The sequence below is a fragment of the Microcoleus sp. K1-B1 genome (assembly GCF_036704705.1).
Classification (GTDB): Bacteria; Cyanobacteriota; Cyanobacteriia; order Cyanobacteriales; family Microcoleaceae; genus Microcoleus.
Window position 1 is genome coordinate 13864 of the sequence record NZ_JAUBSH010000061.1, and the last position, 20964, is coordinate 34827.

Below are 20964 nucleotides of genomic sequence, written 5' to 3' on the forward strand. Positions count from 1 at the left end.
CAGCAGACCGATACTACTTTTAACGTTAAGTTGACACACATGATGCCGACAGAACGGCTAAATCCCAAAGATTAAGGTGTGCTGAAGCACACCCGGAGGCGATCGAATTAAACAGTTTAGAATCAAAAGGGCGAACGATGGGACTTGAACCCACGAATGGTGGTACCACAAACCACTGCCTTAACCACTTGGCTACGCTCGCCGTATCAGTTTTAACTATAGCATCAGATCTCAGCACAAGTCTAGGGGTAAGGCAAAAATATTTTGAAATATTTCTGAGCGTCCCTGAACCAGACAGATCGATGTGCCTCAAATTCCAAGCACAGTAAGAGTTTAGCACAATTTTCGCTCTGTGCGATCGGCCTGTGCGAGCCTCTTCGAGGGCTTCGCCAACGGCAATTATCTCGCCTCTAGCACTCATGCGGCGTGGGTTCGGCAGATCGGGCAGCGTCCCGATTCGATCCAGCGCATTAAAATAGCTTTATCAGCCCAGGCGCATCTACATTTTACAGTCCTGATTGATAAAACTCACCTCTGGCACCATTTTTAAGAACAGGCTTTCCGGCCTGTTCCACAAAGAATGAATTTCTTTTAGGGTGGGCTCTTCTAGCCCGCCCCTAAAAGCCTGATTGAGAATGGTGCAACATCTCAGATGAAATGCTTGTGGGGTGTCCCGCCCGCCCGAAAAATACAACGCCAGAAGCGGGACAGCTTATCCCACACAGCATGACTTATCCACCATCCCTTTTCTCTCTCTTCTCTTTTCCCTATTCCTTCGCGCCGCTTCGCGTCTTCGCGGTTCGTTTAAAAAAAAGTCTTGTCCGCAATCTAAAATCCAAAATCTAAAATCCAAAATCTAAAATCTAAAATCGATATGAGCTACTGTATCAACCCAGAATGTCAAAATCCTCAAAACTCCAACACCGCCAAATTTTGCTTAAACTGCGGCTTTAACCTGTTGCTGAGACAGCGATATCGCCCGATTGAACTTTTAGGTAGAGGCGGATTTGGTAAAACGTTCCTAGCAATTGATGAAGACATCCCATCTCTACCCCGCTGTGCAGTCAAGCAATTTTATTTTTACGACCGCGACCCTGAAATTTTCAACAAAGCCGTTGAATTATTTCGCCAAGAAGGCGTCCGTTTAGACGAACTCGGAAAACACCCGCAAATCCCCACATTATTAGCCTGCTTTGAACAAGAAGGTCATATTTATTTAGTTCAAGAGTTTATAGAGGGATCGACTCTTAAACAAGAATTAGACAAGAGTGTCTACGATGAAAATCAAATTTGGCAAGTGCTGCAAGACTTATTGCCCGTGCTGCAATTTATCCACGACAAGCGCGTCATTCACCGCGACATCAAACCCGAAAATATTATCCGCCGACAGTCGGACAACAAACTCGTATTGATCGATTTCGGCATTGCAAAACTGCTGACTGATACAGCGATACTCCGTCCCGCAACGCTCATCGGCAGTCAAGATTATGTAGCTCCCGAACAAATGCGCGGCAAAGTATTTCCTGCTAGCGACCTTTACAGTTTAGGTGTTACTTGCATTCGCCTAATGACGCAAGTTCCTCCTTTGGATATGTACGACTGCAACAATGAGCGCTGGTGGTGGCGCGAGTTTCTCCCCAAAGCCACGAATATTAGCGATGAGTTAGGTGAAATTTTAGATAAATTGCTGCAAACTCGTCTCCCTCAGCGGTACAGTTTTGCTACGGAAGTTTTGCAAGATATCCAAGCAGCTTTAGATCTTCGCCATCAAAATTTGCTTTCGCCCAAAAAGCCGATCGCTCCTGCTCTTAATAATAGCGACAACTCTGCCGATATCAACGCGCTACAAACTCCTGATTCTCCGATTTTACCCACAAATGCCGTAGCCAATTCCGCAGAAACTTTTCCCTTATCTGTTACTTCAAATATCGAACCAACCATAATTTCTGCACGGGGAGTTGATTATACCAAACTGCGTGATTTTTTGTCAAACAAAAAGTGGAAAGAAGCCGATCGCGAAACTTGGGGCTTGATGTGTCAATCTCTTTCCCAGCCACCGGGAACTCAGCTAGAAATTAGCCACATTTACCAGCTACCCTGCGAAGATTTGCAAACACTTGATCGCCTTTGGTTGCGCTACAGTCAAGGTCGGTTTGGCTTCAGCGTCCAAAAGCAGATTTATGAAAGCGTTAAGGGAGACTATATCAGATTTTGCGATCGGGTCAACTGGCAAACCTACAATTCTGCTACTACTTTAGGGCAGATTAAATTTAGTCAGCAAGCACCAATCGGACACCTCCCCTCTCGCAGTTGGGTTGGCGGCATTCAGTGGCTGCGGCATCTCGATGCCCTGTCAGCAAAATTAACCGAGTGCGACAATAATCCTGCTCCTAAATTGTAATTTTGTCTACCGACTCACTAAGTAAAATTTCATATTTAAACTCTACCTGAAAGCAGAGAAATTTGTCGAGCTAGATGTATCCATCGACCGAGGCTCGGTGCGATCGTTTGTCGCACAATGGATTCTGAAGGCGAACACAGATAAAGTCTGCAATCCTTCAGACTTTAACAACCGAACTAAAAAGAGGTACCGATCCATGTTTTTTCACAAAAAAGAATTAATGTCTGCGGTCAGAGTAGACGAAGCCAACCCCCGTTTTGCCCAATTACTGCTAGAACAGTTTGGCGGAGCAACAGGAGAACTCACAGCAGCTTTGCAATACTGGGTGCAGTCATTCCACTGTGAAAATGCAGGGATTAAGGATATGCTTCAAGATATTGCGCTCGAAGAATTCAGCCACTTAGAAATGGTGGGTAGACTAATCGAAATGCACACCAAAAATGTTGACCAAACAGAAGCTTATAAAAGCACCTTGTTTGCTGTGCGCGGTGTAGGCCCGCACTTGTTGGACAGCCAAGGTCAAGCTTGGACTGGTGCTTATGTCAACGAAGGTGGCGATGTGGTGCGCGATTTGCGTGCTAATATCGGTGCGGAAGCAGGAGCTCGCCAAACCTACGAAGAGTTGATTAAACTAGCACCGGATATGGGAACGAAAAAGACCCTGCAGTTTCTGCTGACTCGCGAAATTTCTCACACTGAAATGTTCATGAAAGCTCTGGAATCGCTGGGTAAACTCACCGATCCGATGTTCGGCAATATTCCGCCCGATTCCACTGTGGATCTCTACTTTAACTTGTCCACAAATGGCAAGGATGAACGCGGCCCTTGGAACTCAGAACCTACTTTCCAATACATTGCCGATCCCGCTCCTAAAGGTTAATTTGAGAGTTGTGTTACCTGCGTGGCGAGTTAAGATTTAAGCGCAGTGTTAAGTAATGTGTTAAGTAATTTTTAAGCCGCGCACCTTCTTTTGTAAGGTGCGCGGCTTAGAAGATTTAAGCCAGTATTAAGTAATTTTTAAGCCGGGTACCTTGGTTTAGTTGTTAGAGGTGCGTGACTCGCAAACTTCAGGTTGAGGGTTGAGTATTTTTCAAGTCACGCACCCAAGGGTGTTATAATTATTTGAAATTCGGCTCGAACATTAACATCAAATCCATATTGAAATTGCGATCATCGACCTATTTATTAGTTTCTCACGGCAGCCGTGACCCCAGACCGCAACTAGCTTTGGAAAACCTAGGTCAACTGCTGTCTCAAAATTGGGCTGACTCGTTCCCCGCAGTAGCAACCGCCACCTTAGAACTAGGGCCCGCACCGCTGCACGAACAAATTTGCAGTTTTGGCGAACGTACCCTGTCGCTGGGACTGACAGAATTGCAAATCCTGCCTGTATTTTTATTGCCGGGAGTTCACGTCGCCGAAGACATACCGGCAGAGGTGGAAATTGCCCAACAAACTTTTGGTGACAAGCTAAAAATTGCATTGCGCCCGCATTTAGGTTCCCAGGAAGCAGGCTTAACAAAATTGGTAAAAAGTCAGATGGAAGAGGTGACTTTTCTCCCCAATCTGCTATTGCCAAAATGGATTTTATTATCTCACGGCAGCCGTCGCCCCGGAGGTAACTCGACAGTTGAGGAAATCGCCAGTAAACTCGGTGTACAGACAGCTTATTGGTCGGTAAAGCCGAGTTTGGAAGAGCAAATTGAGAGTTTGGTTCGTGGTGGACAGCAGCAAATAGGAATTGTGCCATACTTCTTATTTAATGGAGGGATTACAGATGCGATCGCCAAAAATGTCGCACAGCTAAAGCAGCAATTTCCTGCGGCGGAACTTCATCTCGCAAATCCTCTAGGCGCCAGTGTACAATTAGCAGACTTAATTGGGAATTTAATTCAAAAATGAACCGCAGAGGCACAGAAGAGGTAAAGGAAGCAAGAAAAATGTCTTTAGGAAAAGTGTATTTAGTAGGTGCGGGGCCCGGAGATCCGGGTTTGATGACCTTGAAGGGAAAAGCTTTGTTAGAGTGCGCGGATGTGGTGATTTACGACGCTTTAGTCAGCCCTCAAATTTTGGCAGTAATCAACCCCCAAGCAGAACGAATTGATGCCGGAAAACGCAAAGGGCGTCACTCGTTAATGCAGGACGAAACCACTCAACTAATGATAGAAAAAGCTGGAGATAATGCGATCGTAGTTCGTCTCAAAGGCGGCGATCCGTTTATCTTCGGCCGCGGTGGCGAAGAAATGGAAGAGTTGGTAAAAGCTGGAGTGTCAGTAGAAGTAGTCCCCGGCGTAACTTCTGGGATTGCGGCCCCTGCTTATGCGGGAATTCCTTTAACACATCGATCGTACAGTTCCTCTGTCACCTTTGTCACCGGTCACGAATCAGCGGGAAAATATCGACCGGAAGTAAATTGGCAGGCGATCGCCCGTGGCTCCGAAACCATTGTAGTATACATGGGAATCCACAATTTGCCTTACATTATCGGCCAGTTAACAGATGCAGGATTGAGTGCAGAAACGCCCATAGCCTTAGTGCGCTGGGGAACGCGGCCGGAACAAGAAGAATTGATCGGGACTTTGGGTACAATTGTAGAGCAAGTTGAGGCGATCGGATTTGCAGCACCTGCGATCGCGGTCATCGGAAATGTCGTCAATTTGCACTCGATATTGTCTGGCTGTCGGCCACTTTCTCAGACTGTAGAATAAGCGGGAAAATTAGGTCAAAAGCGATCTAATTTCGATCGCTTTGATTTCGCTCCCTCTGAGGTGGCTCGCCAGTGGAGACAATCGCACCCTCAATGTCATTCCGATGTCATTTCAGGACGCAGCAATGACATATTTATGTCATTGCTCCAATGTCAGGTTTGTTTTGGACTCGCGGTACCAATATTCGAGATTTCTCGCGGCGCAGATATACAGCATATTCCATGTAGATGTAGATCGCGCTCAACCGGGTTTCGAGCAACAGAATCAGTAAGGATGCGAGAACTGTAAAGAAACCCGGTTTCTGAGGTGTATTTCATCAACCTGGAATACGCTGTATAATCCGTGACTTTAGTTTACCGACTGTCTATTCCAGTCTCACTTGGGCACCCCACAAATCTTGCGGGAGAAATACTCTGTCGGTGGGTAGGGGAGCAACTGGGGCCGTGAGGGTAAATTGACCCGCTTCAATTTGCTGCTTCAATTCCAATGCTACTTGCCGGGAGAGAAACATACTCGCAAGGGGGGCGGCCCGTACTGGTTTGCCCTCTATCAGGATGCGGCCAGTCTTTAATTGAGCATAGCTGACTAAACCGAATGTGGGACGAACCCGCCGGGGGATAGAGAAATCTACCACCGGCGCTACTATTTTTTTGTCTGATACTGCACAGTGGGCGACGACTGTTTCGTTTAAGACTGGAAACGGGATGCCGACTCCCAGCATCAGGGATGGGCCGTAGTTTTTGAAGTAGCAGCCGCGCACCCATTTGGAGTTCATCTGTTTGGCGTCGCCGATTAGTGCGAGGGTGGCGGCCGGGCCGATCGGGGTGCGGTTGGGCTGGCGTTTTTGCAGCGGGAAGTGCTGGGTTCCTTCCCAGGTGATGTAGCCGGTGGCGCCTCCTAGGAAGATGCGGGTGCCGATGCCGATGATTTCGAGGTCGGGGTCGTTGAGCAGGGGAGACATGGCTCCAAGGTTCGAGTAGACGGCGTTGCCGAGGTTTGGTTGGAGGGGGCCGAGGTAGGTGAACAGCGGGCGATCGCCTCCATTGACGCCAACAATAAAGTTTTGATATGCGTTCCGGGGATTGAATAAATAAAACTGGTTGATTGTATCCCGGGTAATCGTGGTTTCAAAGGAGGCGCGCGGGTAGCAGTCTGTTACTTGCCCCAAGGCTCGCAACTGCACGGGTTTGCCGGCTATTAAGTCTTCGATGACGTGTCCGCCGCCCCGTTCGCGGGATTCTTCACCGTCTTCCGCTACTTGGGTGGCTCCCAGGTACAGGTCTACTGCCCCGAAGCCGGAGTAGGCTAAAACGCCGTCTAGCCAGCACTGGCGGATTTTTATGGGCGGGTCGGTATGGCCGAGGTTGATGATTGCACCGGAGGATTCCATCGGCTCAAAGGTGCCGGTGGTAATCACATCGACTTCTTTGGCTGCTTGGGTAATGCTGGTTTCTTGAACTCTAGTTTTGAGTTCTTCGATTGTCCAGACTGTGGCTTTGCCTTGGCTGATTTTATCGTTGATTTCGTCGATCGATCGCATATATTTTAGATTTTAGATTTTGGATTTTAGATTTTGAATTGATTGATTTTGGAGTGATTTTGATTTGGGATTGATTTGGGATTGATTGGGGATTGATGGAATGTCGAGCGAGCGAATGCTGTTTTGGCGATCGACCTCGGTTTGATAACACAGCAAAATGCTATAACAGATATCAGGATTATATTATAAATAAAATAAAGAGCGATCGCCATGACTCAAGCGATATTAAAACCACTCACCTTCGATGAATTTATTGACTGGTATCCTGAAAATTCGGTAAACCGTTACGAACTGCACAATGGAACTATTGTTGAGATGCCTCAACCAACCGGAGAACATTCAGAAGTAGCAGCCTTCCTTGTCGCTAAACTCAACTTTGAAATCAGACGACTAGGACTTCCCTACTTCCTTCCCAAGGAATGCGTTGTCGCCACCAATTATGATACAAGTTTCACAAAAAAATAATGTCACTGCAGGCAAGCTCCAAACCCATATCCCGTAACTCATGGCTAATCTAAAATCTAAAATCTAAAATCTAAAATTGTATGAGTTATCTGGTTACCAACCGGATGCGATCGTTTTGGACAGGCAAGGGACGGAGAGCGAACCTAGATGGAAAAAGGAATCTATCATTACAATGGGTAGTTCTGTCCGGCTAATTGTCGAAGTTGTCAGTACCAATTGGCGGGATGATTATGGCTAGAAATTGGTTTACTACGAAGCTTTGGGCATTTCTGAATAATAGATTGCGGACTATTTGGTAGGTGGCGGGCGACGCTATATTGGCAATCCTAAACCACCTACTTTGTCAGTTTACCAGTTGGGTGACGGTGAGTATCAAGTCTGTCATTTTAGAGGGAACGAGCTGGTTTTATCGCTCATATTTGGGCAGTTGGATTTGACGGTTAAACAGATTTTTAGTGCTGGCAGAGATCCGGTAGAAAATGCGAGGCTTGAAGATAGTTATTTGAGGGCGTTCGTACCACATTTTTCCTAAGTTTCTAGTGAATACTTCTGTCCTATAAATGGCAATGAATCAGGACTAAAGTTATGATGAACCTTAACTATTTATTTTCAGGAGCCTCATTTTCAGCATGATCGGGGATGTCTGGTTTCTGTTCTGGTAAATATTTTTCTGGCAGGCTTTCGGCGACTTCTATAGATTCATGTTTTTCATGGATAGCAGAATCGATTGCTGCTAAGGTTTTAGGGCTGGCACTCCACTGGTTTAGAATATCTTTAATTAGGGCTTCTCTAATCCAAACTTGAGCTACAACGGTGAGGGGGAGAGCTAGCAATAAGCCTAAAAATCCAAAGAAGGTGGCGAAGAATACTTGAGCTATTAATGTTACTGCTGGCAGCAGTGATACTTGCTGCGCCATGACGTAGGGGGTGAGGAGGTTGCTTTCAAATTGTTGAATTAGAAAGTAGAGGATCAGCACAAAACCGGATTTTAAGGGAGAGTCTAAAAGTGCGATCGTCACTGGAGGAATGACGCTCAAACCAGGACCGATATTGGGTATTAGGTTCAGCAAGCCGGCTAAAACAGCGTGAGCTAGAGCTAGGGGAACCTGCAAGACTGACAAACCAATTAAACTCAGGAAAGTGATAACGCTCATGCTAATTAAAGCACCGATTACCCATCGACCAAGCGCTATTTCGCATTCATCTAAGATGCCATCGATTCGCCGCCGATAAAAAGAGGGAAAAAGTTGTATAAATGCTTTGCGGTAAGAGAGAGGTTCTGCTAATGTCATCAATGTCAAAACTATGACTAGCAAAAAGCTGAGAATAACACCTAATGTGTTGCCTACAAAAGCTCCTGCACCGCCGACGAGTTGGTTGAATAGGGGTTGTAGCTGTTGGATAATATCGTTAATATCAAGATTCGGCAGTCGCTGCCCAATTTGTCCAGAAAAGCGCGTTTCGAGTTGATCGATCCACTGATTTAATCTTTCTATTCCTTGAGGGGCTCTTTGGGTAAGTTGTTGAAACTGTTGGGCAAAGGGGGGTACAATGATTAGGAATAATCCTACAAAGATGAGGACTAGGAAACTAACTGATAACAGTACGGCGATCGATCTTTTGAGTCCGAATTTTTGCAAATAGCGTGCTAGCCTGTTTAAGGCTGTGGCTAAGACGACGGCCGCAAACAGCAGCAGTAGGGCCTGCCTGATTTGCCACAGGATGTAACAAGATGCGATGAGGGCTAATAAGCCCATCCACTGTCCTAGCTTCATTAGATTTTAGATATTAGATTTTAGATTTTAGATTGAGGAATAGGGTATGGGGAATTACTGCTTGCTAATTGCTCTCCAGCCCAGAAGCGATAAATCGCATCTCTATAAGATACCTTAGATGCGCGCGATCGCATCTTTAATCAGATACCCCTACTCGGACATCAGCATAAGCAGCCTCCTCAATTCCCTTTGGCGAGCACCTGCTGCGCCGTCAGCTTCAATTCGGGGAAAGTTCGGGACTCAATAACCTCGCCGCCTCTGAACAATTTGACTTGGTATTCGCCGTCAATTAGTTGGTAAACCGAAAAAGTGGGTTGTTTGGGGTTGCCAATAAACCGTCTGCCGCCCAATCCTAGATAGTCTAGAATCCAATATTCTTGAATACCCATTGACTCATAAGCCTCAAGCTTTAGGGCATAATCATCACCCCAATTAGTGCTAGTTACCTCGACGATTAGGGGGACTGATGAACCCATTGTGATAATTGATGATTTTTCCCATCGCGGCTCGTTTGCAATGGTTTGTTCGTTAAGTACAATAATATCTGGTTCATATCCCGATTCCTCGCGCATGGGTTTGATGACGCATTCTTTGGGGATGAAGTAGGGCAAATTGAGACGCTCAATCTCTACTCCGACTTTCAGTGCGGTAAAACCGGCCACTTTAGAATGTTTGCCTGTTGCTTTTGGCATTTCAACAATTTCTCCATTGTGCAGTTCGTAGCGGTGTTCTGAGTTTTCAGGATACCAGTCAATGAATTCATCGAATGTTACTAATTCAGGTATGATTTGAATCATGGTGAGTGCCTCAAGTTTGCTTATGATAAGCTGTACGGGGAATTAAGATTTGGGCAAAAACATAGTCTTTAGACCTAGTGTAGATCGCACTTTTTGATTGCGTCTCTACTGCTGCTGTTGGCGCGATCGCCAGCCGAGGATAGCAGCTAGGATCAGACTGGGTGAAAAGACGGCGATCAGGGCGTTGAGGTCGGTAGAGGGGATGGATAAGCTAGGTCCTGCGTACTTGATGGCGAGGGAAAGTGCGGCGGATAGGGTGAATACTTTGAGGATGGGGCTGATGTTGGTGTTCATGGAGCGGGTAGTTGGTTGTATAATATATTTTTGCGCGGGGGCTGGAAATATTGACCCTCACTATTATGCCAAGTCCCTGCCGTTGTGCCGTGTGGGGTTTGCGGAAAAGTGCGATCGCAACTACCTTTCGGGCACCGCGTAGATAAGATACCTTCTCATCCTAAAATTAAGGTATGTCACAGCGCAATTTGTTAGTAGCCGGAGCAATGTAGAATGAACAACCAAAAATCTGAGATCGTAGAAAAAATTCGCCAGCAATTTAACAGCGCTCCTTACCCGAGCACCCCACTCGAAAACTCTCCTAAATATAACTACCAGCTTCTATATATTCATAACATTATAACACCTTACTATTTAAGAAATCAAACAGTTATTGAAACAGAAGGAAAAATTATTTTAGATGCAGGCTGTGGCACCGGCTATAAATCATTGACTTTAGCAGAAGCCAATCCCGGCGCTAAAATAGTTGGTATTGACTTATCAGAAGAATCGGTTAAGTTAGCCCGTCACCGTCTCGAATATTATGGGTTTGAGAATGCAGAGTTTCATGTGCTTTCAATTGAAGATTTGCCTAACTTAGGATTAGAGTATGACTATATTAATAGTGACGAAGTTCTTTATTTATTGCCAGATATAAAGGCGGGATTGAAAACACTTAAGTCGGTGCTAAAAGATCGGGGAATAATTCGTGCTAATTTCCATAGTTCGCTACAGAGGTTTGCCTATTTTCGGGTTCAGGGAGTTTTCAAAATGATGGGATTAATGGACGAAAATCCCCGAGAGTTAGAAATGGAATTAGCCCGAGAAATTATGACCGCTTTGAAAGATGATGTCATTCTCAAGAAACAAACCTGGAATCCCGATGCCGCCCAGAGTGAAGAGTGGATGCTAATGAATTATTTATTTCAAGGCGATAAAGGCTACACTATCCCTGAAATGTTTTCGGCACTGCAAGCCGCTGATTTAGAGTTGGTCAGTATGGTGAATTGGCGGCAATGGGACTTGCTCGATCTTTTCAAAGAGCAAGACAATTTACCTGCTTTTCTAGCCATGAGCCTGCCAGAGATTTCTCCAGAAGAGCGGCTGCATTTATGTGAATTGTTACATCCCGTCAACCGTTTAATTGACTTTTGGTGCGCTCATCCCGATCGGGCACAGCCATTTGTACCGGTTGCTGAATGGACTTTATCTGACTGGCAGGATGCGCGGGTACACCTGCATCCTCAGCTAAAAACTCCCCAGGCGAGAGCAGACTTGATCCAGTGCATCACTAGCCAACAACCCTTCGAGATTAGCCGTTATGTCACTTTGCCCGCTTTAGTACCTATTTTCCTAGAAAGTTATATGGCTGCTTGCTTGCTACCGCTTTGGGAGGGCGCTTGTCCTGCGAAGTCCCTTGTGGAACGCTGGTTAAAGCTCAAACCCCTGCATCCCGTTACTCTAGAGCCTGTCAGCGAACAGGCAGCTTGGGAGGAAGTTAAAGAACTCTTGAGTACGCTGGAAGCGTTTCTTTACTTGCTTTTGGAGCGTTCACCCCGCCCTAGCTAAATTTTTTTAGCACAGGGTGATAGGAGAAAGAACGAAAGTGGGTAAGTTACATTCAGGAGTTAGAAATCAAGCATCCCACCCCTCTAGGAGAAACAAACCATGAAAACTGAATTTAAAGCCAAGTTCCTGCAACACATCAACAAAAGAAGACAGGATCAAGGTTTCACCCTGATTGAACTGTTGGTAGTTATCATCATTATCGGTATTCTTTCGGCTATTGCTTTGCCTGCATTCCTCAACCAAGCAAACAAAGCCAAGCAATCTGAAGCCAAGCAGTATATCGCCTCGATCAACAAGGGTCAGCAGGCTTACTATGCTGAGAACGGCAAGTTTACAACAGTCATTCCGGACTTGGGTTTAGGTCTCAAAACTGAAACCACTAACTACAAATATAGTGTCACAGACAATGCTGCCAATTCGGCAGTAAATGCTACTGCTGAGCCTACTAATACTACCTCTCTGAGAGCATATGGAGGCGCTGTAGTTCTAGTTGACAGTGGCGAGGCAAAGACTACTCAGACATCCATTTGCGAAGCAAAAGGTGACGCAGGCGCGTTCAACCTGACAGACTGCAGCGGCGGCTGGAGTGCCGTTACCAAGTAATAACAGAGAGATTGTGGCAGGAATTGTAGCTTGTCAGTCTAGCTTAAGTGTTGAAAAAGAGGTAGCGCACAAGCGCTACCTCTTTTAGTGCAGTTAGGCTTATGGCAGAAGAATGTCATTTGATAACTGGGGCAATAGGTTTGGCTAGATTATTCTCTCTCTTCAGTTATGAATAAGATAATATAAATAGATAGTTGTTTTAATTAACTTATGATTTCAGAGTCTTTACCGATTGATGCAGTGAATTGGCAGGAGCAAGCCGTTCAATGTATGAGCAAAGGAAACTACACTCAAGCTGTGAGGTTGTACGAACAGGCGATCGTCGCTGAACCCCACATCTACTCGCACTACTGGCATTTAGGGCTGATGTTATTGTTGCAGGAACAAGAGGCAGAAGCACAGACAACTTGGCTGCTGGCAATGGCAGAAGGGGATGAAGAACAAGTTGAGCAGTGGACAGCCGAATTAATCCAAGTGCTGCAAACGGAAGCAGAGCGGAGGAAGACTCTAGAAGACTACTCTGTGGCTTGGGCGATTCGGCAACACATACGAGAAATTAGCCCAACCGATATTAATAATCTACTCCATCTCATAGAACTATATATTCAGATTAAGACTTATACAGGAAAAGAGCTGACTGAGTTGGGAGTGATAGATTTGCTACAGGCCCAGCCACCTGTAGAACTAGATTCAGCTCTATTAGTAGACATTCTGGAAAAGGTGTTAAATTATGCGCCTTTGCTTCCTTCATCATTGGAATTGACAGAAACTTGTTTGTCCTATATACCTGACTCTTCGGCTTTTGTTGATTTTTTGCTACCGATAATTTATCAAATTACTTACACGCACAGGCGACAGAAATTGTCAATATGCTTTACTAACTTGGGTTTGCGCGCGATGCCCCAGCATCCAGAGCTGCTCCGGTGTTTAGCCACATTTTATACGGATTTGGGCGAACATACTAAAGCTATAGAAGCTGCTAAATTGTGCTATTTCCTCCCCGATCGGCAATTGATAGATAAAATTTATGACAATCACGTGATTCTGCGCGCCACAATGAATGCAGGAATCTGTGGATATTGGGATGAAATCACTTCGCACATCCAAATACAGGAAGAGCTGCTAGAGTCGCTTTACAAAGACCAGCCAACAGACTTAGGTTCTAACCGTGATGTTTTAGGCTTATACAACACAACCTTTTTCTTAAACTACTTTCGGGATGCTCCGCAAACTAATAACAAATATCGCAGTCAGCTAGCTCAGGTTTGCCAAGCTAATATTGAAGTAGAGGCTAAGGAGGTAATAGATCGCTACCGCCACAGACTATCTTCGCGTCCTAGATTTAATACCTCAAATAAACGTTTGAAAATAGGATACTTGTCTCATTGTTTAAGGCGGCATTCAGTAGGTTGGCTGGCGCGATGGATTTTTGAACATCACGATCGCGAGCGATTTGAAATTTATGCCTATTTGCTCGGCTGTACCGAGGTTGTTGATTCCTTGCAGGAATGGTACGTTAATCATGTTGATAAAGCGTATAAGACGGGGCTTGGGGGGATGGAAATAGCTGAGCAAATTTCTCTGGATGAAATTGACATTTTGATCGATCTTGACAGTATCACCCTCAGTACAGCCTGCGGGATTTTATCGACAAAGGCTGCACCAATTCAGGTGACGTGGCTGGGATGGGACGCATCGGCAATGCCAACGATCGATTACTACATTGCCGATCCCTATGTTTTACCGGAATCGGCTCAAGATTACTATGCAGAAAAAATCTGGCGATTGCCTCAAACCTATATAGCTGTAGATGGTTTTGAAGTTGGCGTACCTGCGCTGCGCCGCGATCATCTGGATCTGCCGAGCGATGCAGTGGTATATTTCGGCGTTCAGAGGGGTGTCAAGTATCATCCCCACACGGCGATGCTGCAAATGAAAATTCTTAAAGAAGTGCCGAATAGCTATTTCTTGATGAAAGCTTATGGAGAGCGAGAATTTCTCGATAATTTCTTTATAGAAACTGCTGAAGCAGAGGGTGTGAGCCGCGATCGCCTACGATTTTTACCAAGTGCGCCTTCAGAGGAGGTTCACCGAGCTAACTTAGGCATTGCTGATATTGTTCTAGATACTTATCCTTATAACGGAGCTACGACTACTCTAGAAACTCTCTGGATGGGCATTCCAATGGTGACAAGAGTGGGGGAGCAGTTTTCTGCCCGCAACAGCTACACGATGATGGTTAATGCTGGTATTTCCGAAGGGATTGCTTGGACAGATGAAGAGTACGTGGAGTGGGGAATTCGTTTAGGAAAAGATCCAGTTTTGCGGCAGCAAATATCGTGGAAATTGCGACAGTCACGGCAAACTGCGCCTCTTTGGAATGCTAAGCAATTTACGCGAGAGATGGAAAAAGCTTACGAGCAAATGTGGCAAATTTACGTTGAAGCTAGAAATTGATCCATTAGGAATAGTAGAGGGAAAAATTACTATTATGACGAACAACGAAATTCCTAGAAGTTCAATGTTTGGGTCGTTATTGAATGTCAAGCAGTTGGGCTTGGAACCAGAAACAGTTATTGACGTAGGTGCTGGGTTAGGAACATTTGAAATTTATGAAGCTTTTCCAAAATCAAGATATCTCCTGATCGAACCCATAGCAGAGAATGAACCATATCTCATAAAAATTTGTCAACATCTTGAAACAGGAGACTATATAATTGCTGCTGCTTCCAAAGAAGAAGGGCTTGTGCCTCTTCAAGTGAATTTGAGCAACTTTATCCATTCTTACATCTCAGAGGAGGATGAGGCTAGCTCAGAAACTTTTGAGCTAAGGACAATTCCGGCCGTTACTCTGGATGAAATTTGTAAAACTCGCCAGTTAGAAGGACCGTATTTAATCAAAGTTGATGTAGATGGTAGAGAACTAGATGTCCTAGCAGGTGCCACTCAAACTCTTCAAAATACAGAGTTGGTAATAGTAGAAGTGAGTTTATATGTAGCAGCTAGATTTGATAAGATGTGCGCTACGATCGACTTTATGAAACAGCAAGGTTTTGTACCCTACGATATTGTGGATCTGGGGTATCGACTTTCAGACTCAGCTTTATTTCAAGTTGATATGGTTTTTGTAAAAGAATCAGGTCAGTTTACAAAAGAGTCCCGTTATCTAGTAGGAAAGGAGCAGGAAGAAAGACTGAGGGCGCATTTTAAAGCGTATCGAGAAACCTTAACGGCATACGTCGAAAATTTGAGGCCATTTGAAGTTTTACAAAAAACGGGATTGACCCAAGCAGAAACTATCCAGCAGCAAGCCTATCAAAATTTAATTCAAGGAGATTACAGTCAAGCTGCCAATCTCTACGAACAGGCTATTCAAGCTGAACCAGACAATAAGTTTCACTATTGGTATTTGGGATTGGCGTTGCTATTAGATGAACAAGAGATAGAAGCTCAGGCGACATGGCTGGTGGGGATGACAGGAGGAGATAGGGAACAAGTCGATGTCTGGACAAAGGATTTAATCCAAGTCTTGCAAACCGAAGCGGAGCGACGGGGAAAACTTGGTGAGTATTTAATGACTTGGACAATCCGCCGTCATCTACAGGAAATCAATCCCACAGACATCAATAACCTGTTGCATTTGATTAACCTGTCTATTATCATTGGGACGTATATAGAAGCCGATCTTGATTCTTTGGGCGTAATCAAGCTTCTGAAGTCGGATCAATCGTCGGAGGTAGATTCCGGCTTATTGCTGCTAGTCCTTAAAAATGTTTTAGAATATAATCTTTTGCACCCACTTTCTAGAGAATTATATGAGCAAGTGGGGGCAAGGCTTTTTGGAGGCAGCCAACAGCAGGATACCGTTAAGAAGGAGGACTAATTTCATTTTTAGTTACATTGAATAAGGCTAAAGTTTGTTTACTTCAGTTCTTCAGTTCTTTTGATAGTAAAACTCATGGTACAAACATCCTCTAAATCCCCAACGATAATAGTTATACAATAATTGCTGAGCCTTTCTGTCAAGATTACATATTCGTAACACAGTCTAGTAGATAAGATGGGATTTCTTCATATCCTGCTGCTGCGATCGCATCTCTATTCTCATTCTCCAATACCACTCTACCGTGAATGCGAGGCATGAGCGCTTCCCACTGAATTTTACTCAACTGTCCAATCAAGGAAATTTGCGGTCCATCGGAAACATCTAAATCTTCTTCCATTAAAAGGTTCATCGCTACACCAGACAAAGCGAGATTAGCATCTTCCTCAGAAATATTGCTGCTGTCTACTAAAAGAGTCATCTTGCTTTTGTCTGGGTGAGTTGCGATCGCCCTCATCACTCGTTCTATATCTACGCCCCAAGACTCTTCTGGTCTCGTCCAATCTGGAAAAACAATTAGGTTAATCCCTCTCAATTCCATCGACAGTGACAAGGCTGCTGACCCGCTTTCATTTTCCTGGCATTGGCCCATTTGCGGAGTGTAGAAACCGAGCATTTCCAGAAAACGCAAAGCTGTAGGAACAGGAGCGTAATTTTCAATAGCCCACTGCCGACCTTCCATAGAGATTTTCTCTAAAATTCCTGGGTCATCAGCAATGCGATCGACAGTATCCTGCATATTGTCTAGATCGATTCCTATATAGTGCCGCCAGTTTTCGGGCATTACTGGCAGTTTAACTCCATACTTATCGAAATCTACGTGAAACGTTACGCACCCAGCCGCCAATGACTCCCAAAAGCGCCAACTGTCCCACCATTCTACAATTGGTTCTCCTGTGAAATAGCTGGAGGTAACAGCACCCCCAAAGCACGCACAAGCCGCAGATTGCTTCAAACGCTGGTAGTAACTCGGATAGTGGCGTTTACCTGTTTGCTTCCACTGCAAGTAATGGTAACTGTCTGAGGGAGATTTATCAAAATCCTCGGTGCTCTCATCCGGCGGTAGAATATGTTGAATCAATGGCAAGAATTGTTCGCGAACAATCTCCCTTATAGGATTGTCTAATATCATCTCTCCACTGTTAACCCATAGATAACCCTGGCGAGTTTTCATCACAGCGTTAATGTAGCTCAATCGCCGATGATCGTTGCGGAAGTTGATAAGTAAGCGTCTTTTTTTGTTCTGAATTTTTTCTATTTCGCTAGTCTCTCGAAGGATGCGATTAGAAAGCCCAAAAACCCAGGTTAAACAGTTTGAAGGCTCTATAGATTTGCTGTTGCAGTGAGTTCTAAATCTGAAATCGAAATTCTCTAACTGTGGGTTCCAGATGGTAAAACCATCCATGTCATCTAGATAGACAGTGACATATTTTCGCCCTGACTGAAATAGATTTTCAGGAAAAGATGTCCCGTTTAGGATCCATCTGAAGTCCAAAATCACAATTGAGCAATCGCGATGACTCACACTTGGGTCATAACAGAAAAGATATTCTTCTATGCCGGGCGCAATCTTCCAATGATTGATGTTTGAATAAAAGGGTATTCCCAGCTCTTTAAAGCCTTCCGCTAAACATATGCTTAAAGGTGAATACACTCCTTCACAGCAATAGAAAAATATAGGTCTGTCCAAAGTTGGCTTGAGAGGAGGTGGGGATTTTGACATATCACTGTTCATAGTAATCCTAGTTATACAATAATTGCTGAGCCTTTCTGTCAAGATTACATATTCGTAAAACAGTCCAGTAGATAAGATGGAATTTCTTCATATCCTGCTGCTGCGATCGCCTCTCTATTCTCATTCTCCAATACCACTCTACGGTGAAGGCGAGGCATGAGCGCTTCCCACTGAATTTTACTCAACTGTCCAATCAGGGAAATTTGCGGTCCATCGGAAACATCTAAATCTTCTTCCATTAAAAGGTTCATCGCTACGCTAGATAAAGTTAGATTTGCATCTTCATCAGAAATGTTGCTGCTGTCTATAAGCACAGTCATCTTATTTTGGTCGGGGTGAGTTGCGATCGATCTTATTACTCCTTCCAATTCTAGACTCAAAGACTGTTCCGACTGTGACCAATCTGGGAATATAACTAAATTAATCTCTTTTAATTTTAAACGCAAGAGAGTAGCATCAATCAAAGCAAAACTAACTCTTTCCGCCATTTTAGACCAAGAGAAGTTTTTAGCTTGTTCTAACCCAGCAGCAATTAATGATCGGCGAATTTTCGGCTTTTGTACCTCACACAGTGCATCGGTTAATCCCTCAACATCGTCATCATTGACATACAAAGCTGCTTCCTTCGCCACTTCAGGTATAGACCCATTGGGACAAGTAATGACGGGACATCCGCAAGCTATCGCCTCCAACACAGGCATCCCAAAACCTTCATACTTTGACGGAAACACCAGTGCTACAGCTCCAGAATAAGCTACTCTCAATTCCTCATCACTTAGTAGAAGCTTATGAACAACACAACCTGAAGTATAAGTTCTCAACTTTCCTTCTAATACAATTCCGCTGCCTGTAGAGACAATTTCAAAGCCTTGTTTGCTAGGCAATTGAGCAAAAGCTTGGAAGAACAAATTATTATTTTTATAATCTGCTCCACTCCCAACAGACAGAAAATAAGGCTTGGTAATTCCATACTTATTTTTAAAATTATTAACCTCTTCTGTGCTAGCAGTTGAGAAGAATTTGTTAATTCCACAATGAGCTACTGTTACAGACTCCTGTGCAATTTCTGGAAAAAACTTAGTTAAATCGCAGGCCGTACTTTCGGAAATCGAAATATAGGCAGAAGCATGGCGGATAGCATAATGTTTTTCCCTCCACATAGGCTCATTCAAATCAGCTCGCAATACCTCTGGAATCATGTCATAAGCCATGAATACAGAGGGAGTAGATATAGGTGTTGTGTAGTAAGTGGAGATAAATACCTCAGCACCCTCATCATCGCAGATTTGCTGTAGCATTTGGCGGTCAGCTAAAATGTTGTTGATATCGTAAGCTGGCAGTTGGATATAGGCGATACCGGGAATTTTGGGAGCCGTATCAATTCTATCCAAAAGAATAATGTGATCGGCAAACCCATTTTCTACCCATTCTTTCAGAAGGGATGTCCAAACACGGGCTATTCCAGTTCTATAAAGCTGAAAAAACACACCATCAATAATAATCGTTCGATTTGCTTTTGGAAGATTTATTACTGTTTTCCTTGGTAATTCGTCTGTGGAGCAAAACTCCCAGATATTAGTATCTTTTTCTCTTTTCGCCATTGGTGTTACACCACAAGAATTAGCAGTATCAACCATCGTGCCATCTTGAACCCACGAAAAATACTGGCTTAGGCGAACTGGGAATCTAGTCTGAGATTGCAATATCTTCCATTCAGAAACTGCGTTTGAATAGCCATAGTATTGTTCTTTAAATTCTAATTGTTTTGCCATCGCGTAGGCAAAGTGTTGAAACACCAAACCCCGCTTTTCTGTCTCCTCATGGACAAAAGGGTTTACTGCTGCAACATCCCTCCACTGAGCATTAGGTAAAGGTTCAGTTAATACTGGAGGTTCGTGGGCAGTCCAGACACATCCTGGTTTAAACCTCCAGGTTCGCAACCATTCTTGTGCGGGATTCTGAGCGTAACAGTTGCGAGTGCTAATAACCAGATTCTCTCCGACAAAATACCAACACCAATAAAAAGCAGCCGTTTTTTCAGGATTATTGATGAACATATATCTGGCAGTACACAATTGCTCAACAGTCCACAATTCATCCACATCCACTTGCCACAGCAAACACTCCTCGCGAATATTAGGTAGTGGTGCATTAACCATTTCACGTTTGCCTTCCCAGAAAATACCCTCCGGTTTACGATAAACAGTGACATTTTCTGGATATAACTGTGCCAGTTCGTCTAGGTATTCTGCTGTGCCGTCATTGCTGCGTCCCTTGGAGTGGATTTCGTCGGTAATACGTCCGCCATTTCGCAAAGACCAGGCTGTATCATGCTTCAAGTCCGCTACACCCTCGACTATATGCCAATGCCATTTATAGGGGAGTTGTTTGAATACTTCTATGTGATACTTGATGAATGGCTCACCATTGAGGACAATAGTAAAGAAGTGAATCGGTAATTCGGGTGATGAAGTAGAGGAGAAAGCAGTAGAATTTTTTTGACCGCAGGCCAGAGTTGACGAATACTGATGATTGACTAGACAATATTTGGCAATATTATGCCATACACGCTCAGAACCCGGCCAAGTAGGTACAACATCATGAAACGCTATCCAACCATCTTCTTTTAGGAGAGGGAATGACAGTTCAAAGTCTTTTAATACATCTAAGAATTGGTGAGAACCATCAATAAAAATAAAGTTAATTTTGTTAGCACCAGTTAGTTCGCTCCACTGGCTTAACACTTGATGAGAATATCCCTGTAAGGGGACTACATATTCATATAATCCATTTGTTTGTACATTATGTTGCCAAATTTCAAAGAAGTTTCTGTCGGGAAAGTCAATATCGTTGCCGTCCCAGGTATCAATACAATAAATTTTCCTATTAGTTCCTATACAAGCATAAGCCATTGCGACTGTGGAGCGTCCTTTATACGAGCCTATTTCAACTATTACAGCATCCTTAGAAAGGGATTTTACCTTATTGAAAAGGTACTCTTCTTGCCCTGGAACCATGAAACCTTCAATGGCTTCAACAGCAGACTGAATGGTTGTATAGCTGACTGGTTGAACAGTAATTTTTTTGAACATAGCGTAGGCATTTATCTCCGAGTTTGAAATATTATTTTCCATTGTTTAGAGCCTGTCTTTACCTTGCTTGTTAGATTAGCGTTTCCTTAGATTAGGCATCTGACTACTTAAAAAATTAAATTC

14 protein-coding genes, 1 tRNA gene and 1 pseudogene are annotated in these 20964 nt (G+C 44.2%); 9 read left to right on the top strand and 7 right to left on the bottom strand.

The genetic code is table 11. The features are described from left to right. Positions 1-129: 129 nt before the first annotated feature. Positions 130-202, bottom strand: a tRNA-His gene (locus QUA83_RS20330). 672 nt (positions 203-874) lie between these two features. On the opposite strand from QUA83_RS20330, the gene QUA83_RS20335 reads away from it, so the two are divergent. From QUA83_RS20335 to cobA, 4 genes are all read left to right on the top strand, one after another. Continuing rightward, positions 875-2401 carry a serine/threonine-protein kinase gene (locus tag QUA83_RS20335; RefSeq protein WP_333295396.1) on the top strand — a complete coding sequence of 509 codons (1527 nt, stop codon included), beginning with the start codon at positions 875-877 and terminating at the stop codon, positions 2399-2401. 196 nt (positions 2402-2597) lie between these two features. After that, positions 2598-3281 (top strand): manganese catalase family protein, encoded by a 684-nt coding sequence (locus QUA83_RS20340; protein WP_333295397.1) that lies wholly within the window; start codon positions 2598-2600, stop codon positions 3279-3281. 278 nt (positions 3282-3559) lie between these two features. After that, positions 3560-4303 (top strand): sirohydrochlorin chelatase, encoded by a 744-nt coding sequence (locus QUA83_RS20345; RefSeq protein WP_333295398.1) that lies wholly within the window; start codon positions 3560-3562, stop codon positions 4301-4303. Continuing rightward, the gene (cobA, locus tag QUA83_RS20350; RefSeq protein ID WP_333295399.1) at positions 4300-5109 is read left to right on the top strand and encodes a uroporphyrinogen-III C-methyltransferase; all 810 of its coding nucleotides are present in this window, start codon (positions 4300-4302) and stop codon (positions 5107-5109) included. Before QUA83_RS20345 ends, cobA begins: the two co-directional genes overlap by 4 nt. Positions 5110-5473: 364 nt before the next feature. Here the strand turns inward: cobA and QUA83_RS20355 are convergent, their stop codons facing one another. Continuing rightward, entirely contained in the window at positions 5474-6649 is a 1176-nt protein-coding gene (locus QUA83_RS20355; protein WP_333108202.1) for a homocysteine biosynthesis protein, read from the bottom strand. 210 nt (positions 6650-6859) lie between these two features. On the opposite strand from QUA83_RS20355, the pseudogene QUA83_RS30630 reads away from it, so the two are divergent. Further along, a pseudogene (locus QUA83_RS30630) lies at positions 6860-7646 on the top strand (Uma2 family endonuclease). A 67-nt stretch (positions 7647-7713) separates the two neighbouring features. Here the strand turns inward: QUA83_RS30630 and QUA83_RS20370 are convergent. From QUA83_RS20370 to QUA83_RS20380, 3 genes are all read right to left on the bottom strand, one after another. After that, positions 7714-8889, bottom strand: coding sequence for an AI-2E family transporter (locus QUA83_RS20370; protein ID WP_333295401.1), 1176 nt, complete (start codon positions 8887-8889; stop codon positions 7714-7716). 179 nt (positions 8890-9068) lie between these two features. Beyond that, a complete protein-coding gene (locus QUA83_RS20375; RefSeq protein WP_333295402.1) occupies positions 9069-9686 on the bottom strand; it encodes a Uma2 family endonuclease in 618 nt (205 codons plus the stop codon). Positions 9687-9791: 105 nt separating this feature from the next. After that, complete coding sequence (locus QUA83_RS20380; RefSeq protein WP_333295403.1) at positions 9792-9980, bottom strand: hypothetical protein; 189 nt, start codon at positions 9978-9980, stop codon at positions 9792-9794. Positions 9981-10193: 213 nt separating this feature from the next. Here QUA83_RS20380 and QUA83_RS20385 point away from each other — a divergent pair, with 213 nt between their 5' ends. The 4 genes from QUA83_RS20385 (at position 10194) to QUA83_RS20400 (ending at position 16014) form a co-directional block, all read left to right on the top strand. Then, positions 10194-11528 carry a class I SAM-dependent methyltransferase gene (locus QUA83_RS20385; RefSeq protein WP_333295404.1) on the top strand — a complete coding sequence of 445 codons (1335 nt, stop codon included), beginning with the start codon at positions 10194-10196 and terminating at the stop codon, positions 11526-11528. Positions 11529-11627: 99 nt separating this feature from the next. Beyond that, a complete protein-coding gene (locus QUA83_RS20390) occupies positions 11628-12131 on the top strand; it encodes a type IV pilin-like G/H family protein (RefSeq protein ID WP_333295405.1) in 504 nt (167 codons plus the stop codon). 210 nt (positions 12132-12341) lie between these two features. After that, positions 12342-14588: an O-linked N-acetylglucosamine transferase family protein gene (locus tag QUA83_RS20395; RefSeq protein WP_333295406.1), complete on the top strand. Its 2247-nt coding sequence runs from the start codon at positions 12342-12344 to the stop codon at positions 14586-14588. Positions 14589-14622: 34 nt separating this feature from the next. After that, a complete protein-coding gene (locus tag QUA83_RS20400) occupies positions 14623-16014 on the top strand; it encodes an FkbM family methyltransferase (protein WP_333295408.1) in 1392 nt (463 codons plus the stop codon). 145 nt (positions 16015-16159) lie between these two features. Here QUA83_RS20400 and QUA83_RS20405 read toward each other — a convergent pair whose 3' ends face one another. Beyond that, positions 16160-17146, bottom strand: a complete 987-nt coding sequence (locus tag QUA83_RS20405) for a hypothetical protein (protein ID WP_333295409.1) — start codon at positions 17144-17146, stop codon at positions 16160-16162. A gap of 647 nt (positions 17147-17793) precedes the next feature. Next, positions 17794-20883, bottom strand: coding sequence for a class I SAM-dependent methyltransferase (locus QUA83_RS20410; RefSeq protein WP_333295411.1), 3090 nt, complete (start codon positions 20881-20883; stop codon positions 17794-17796). Between the last annotated feature and the right edge of the window lie 81 nt (positions 20884-20964).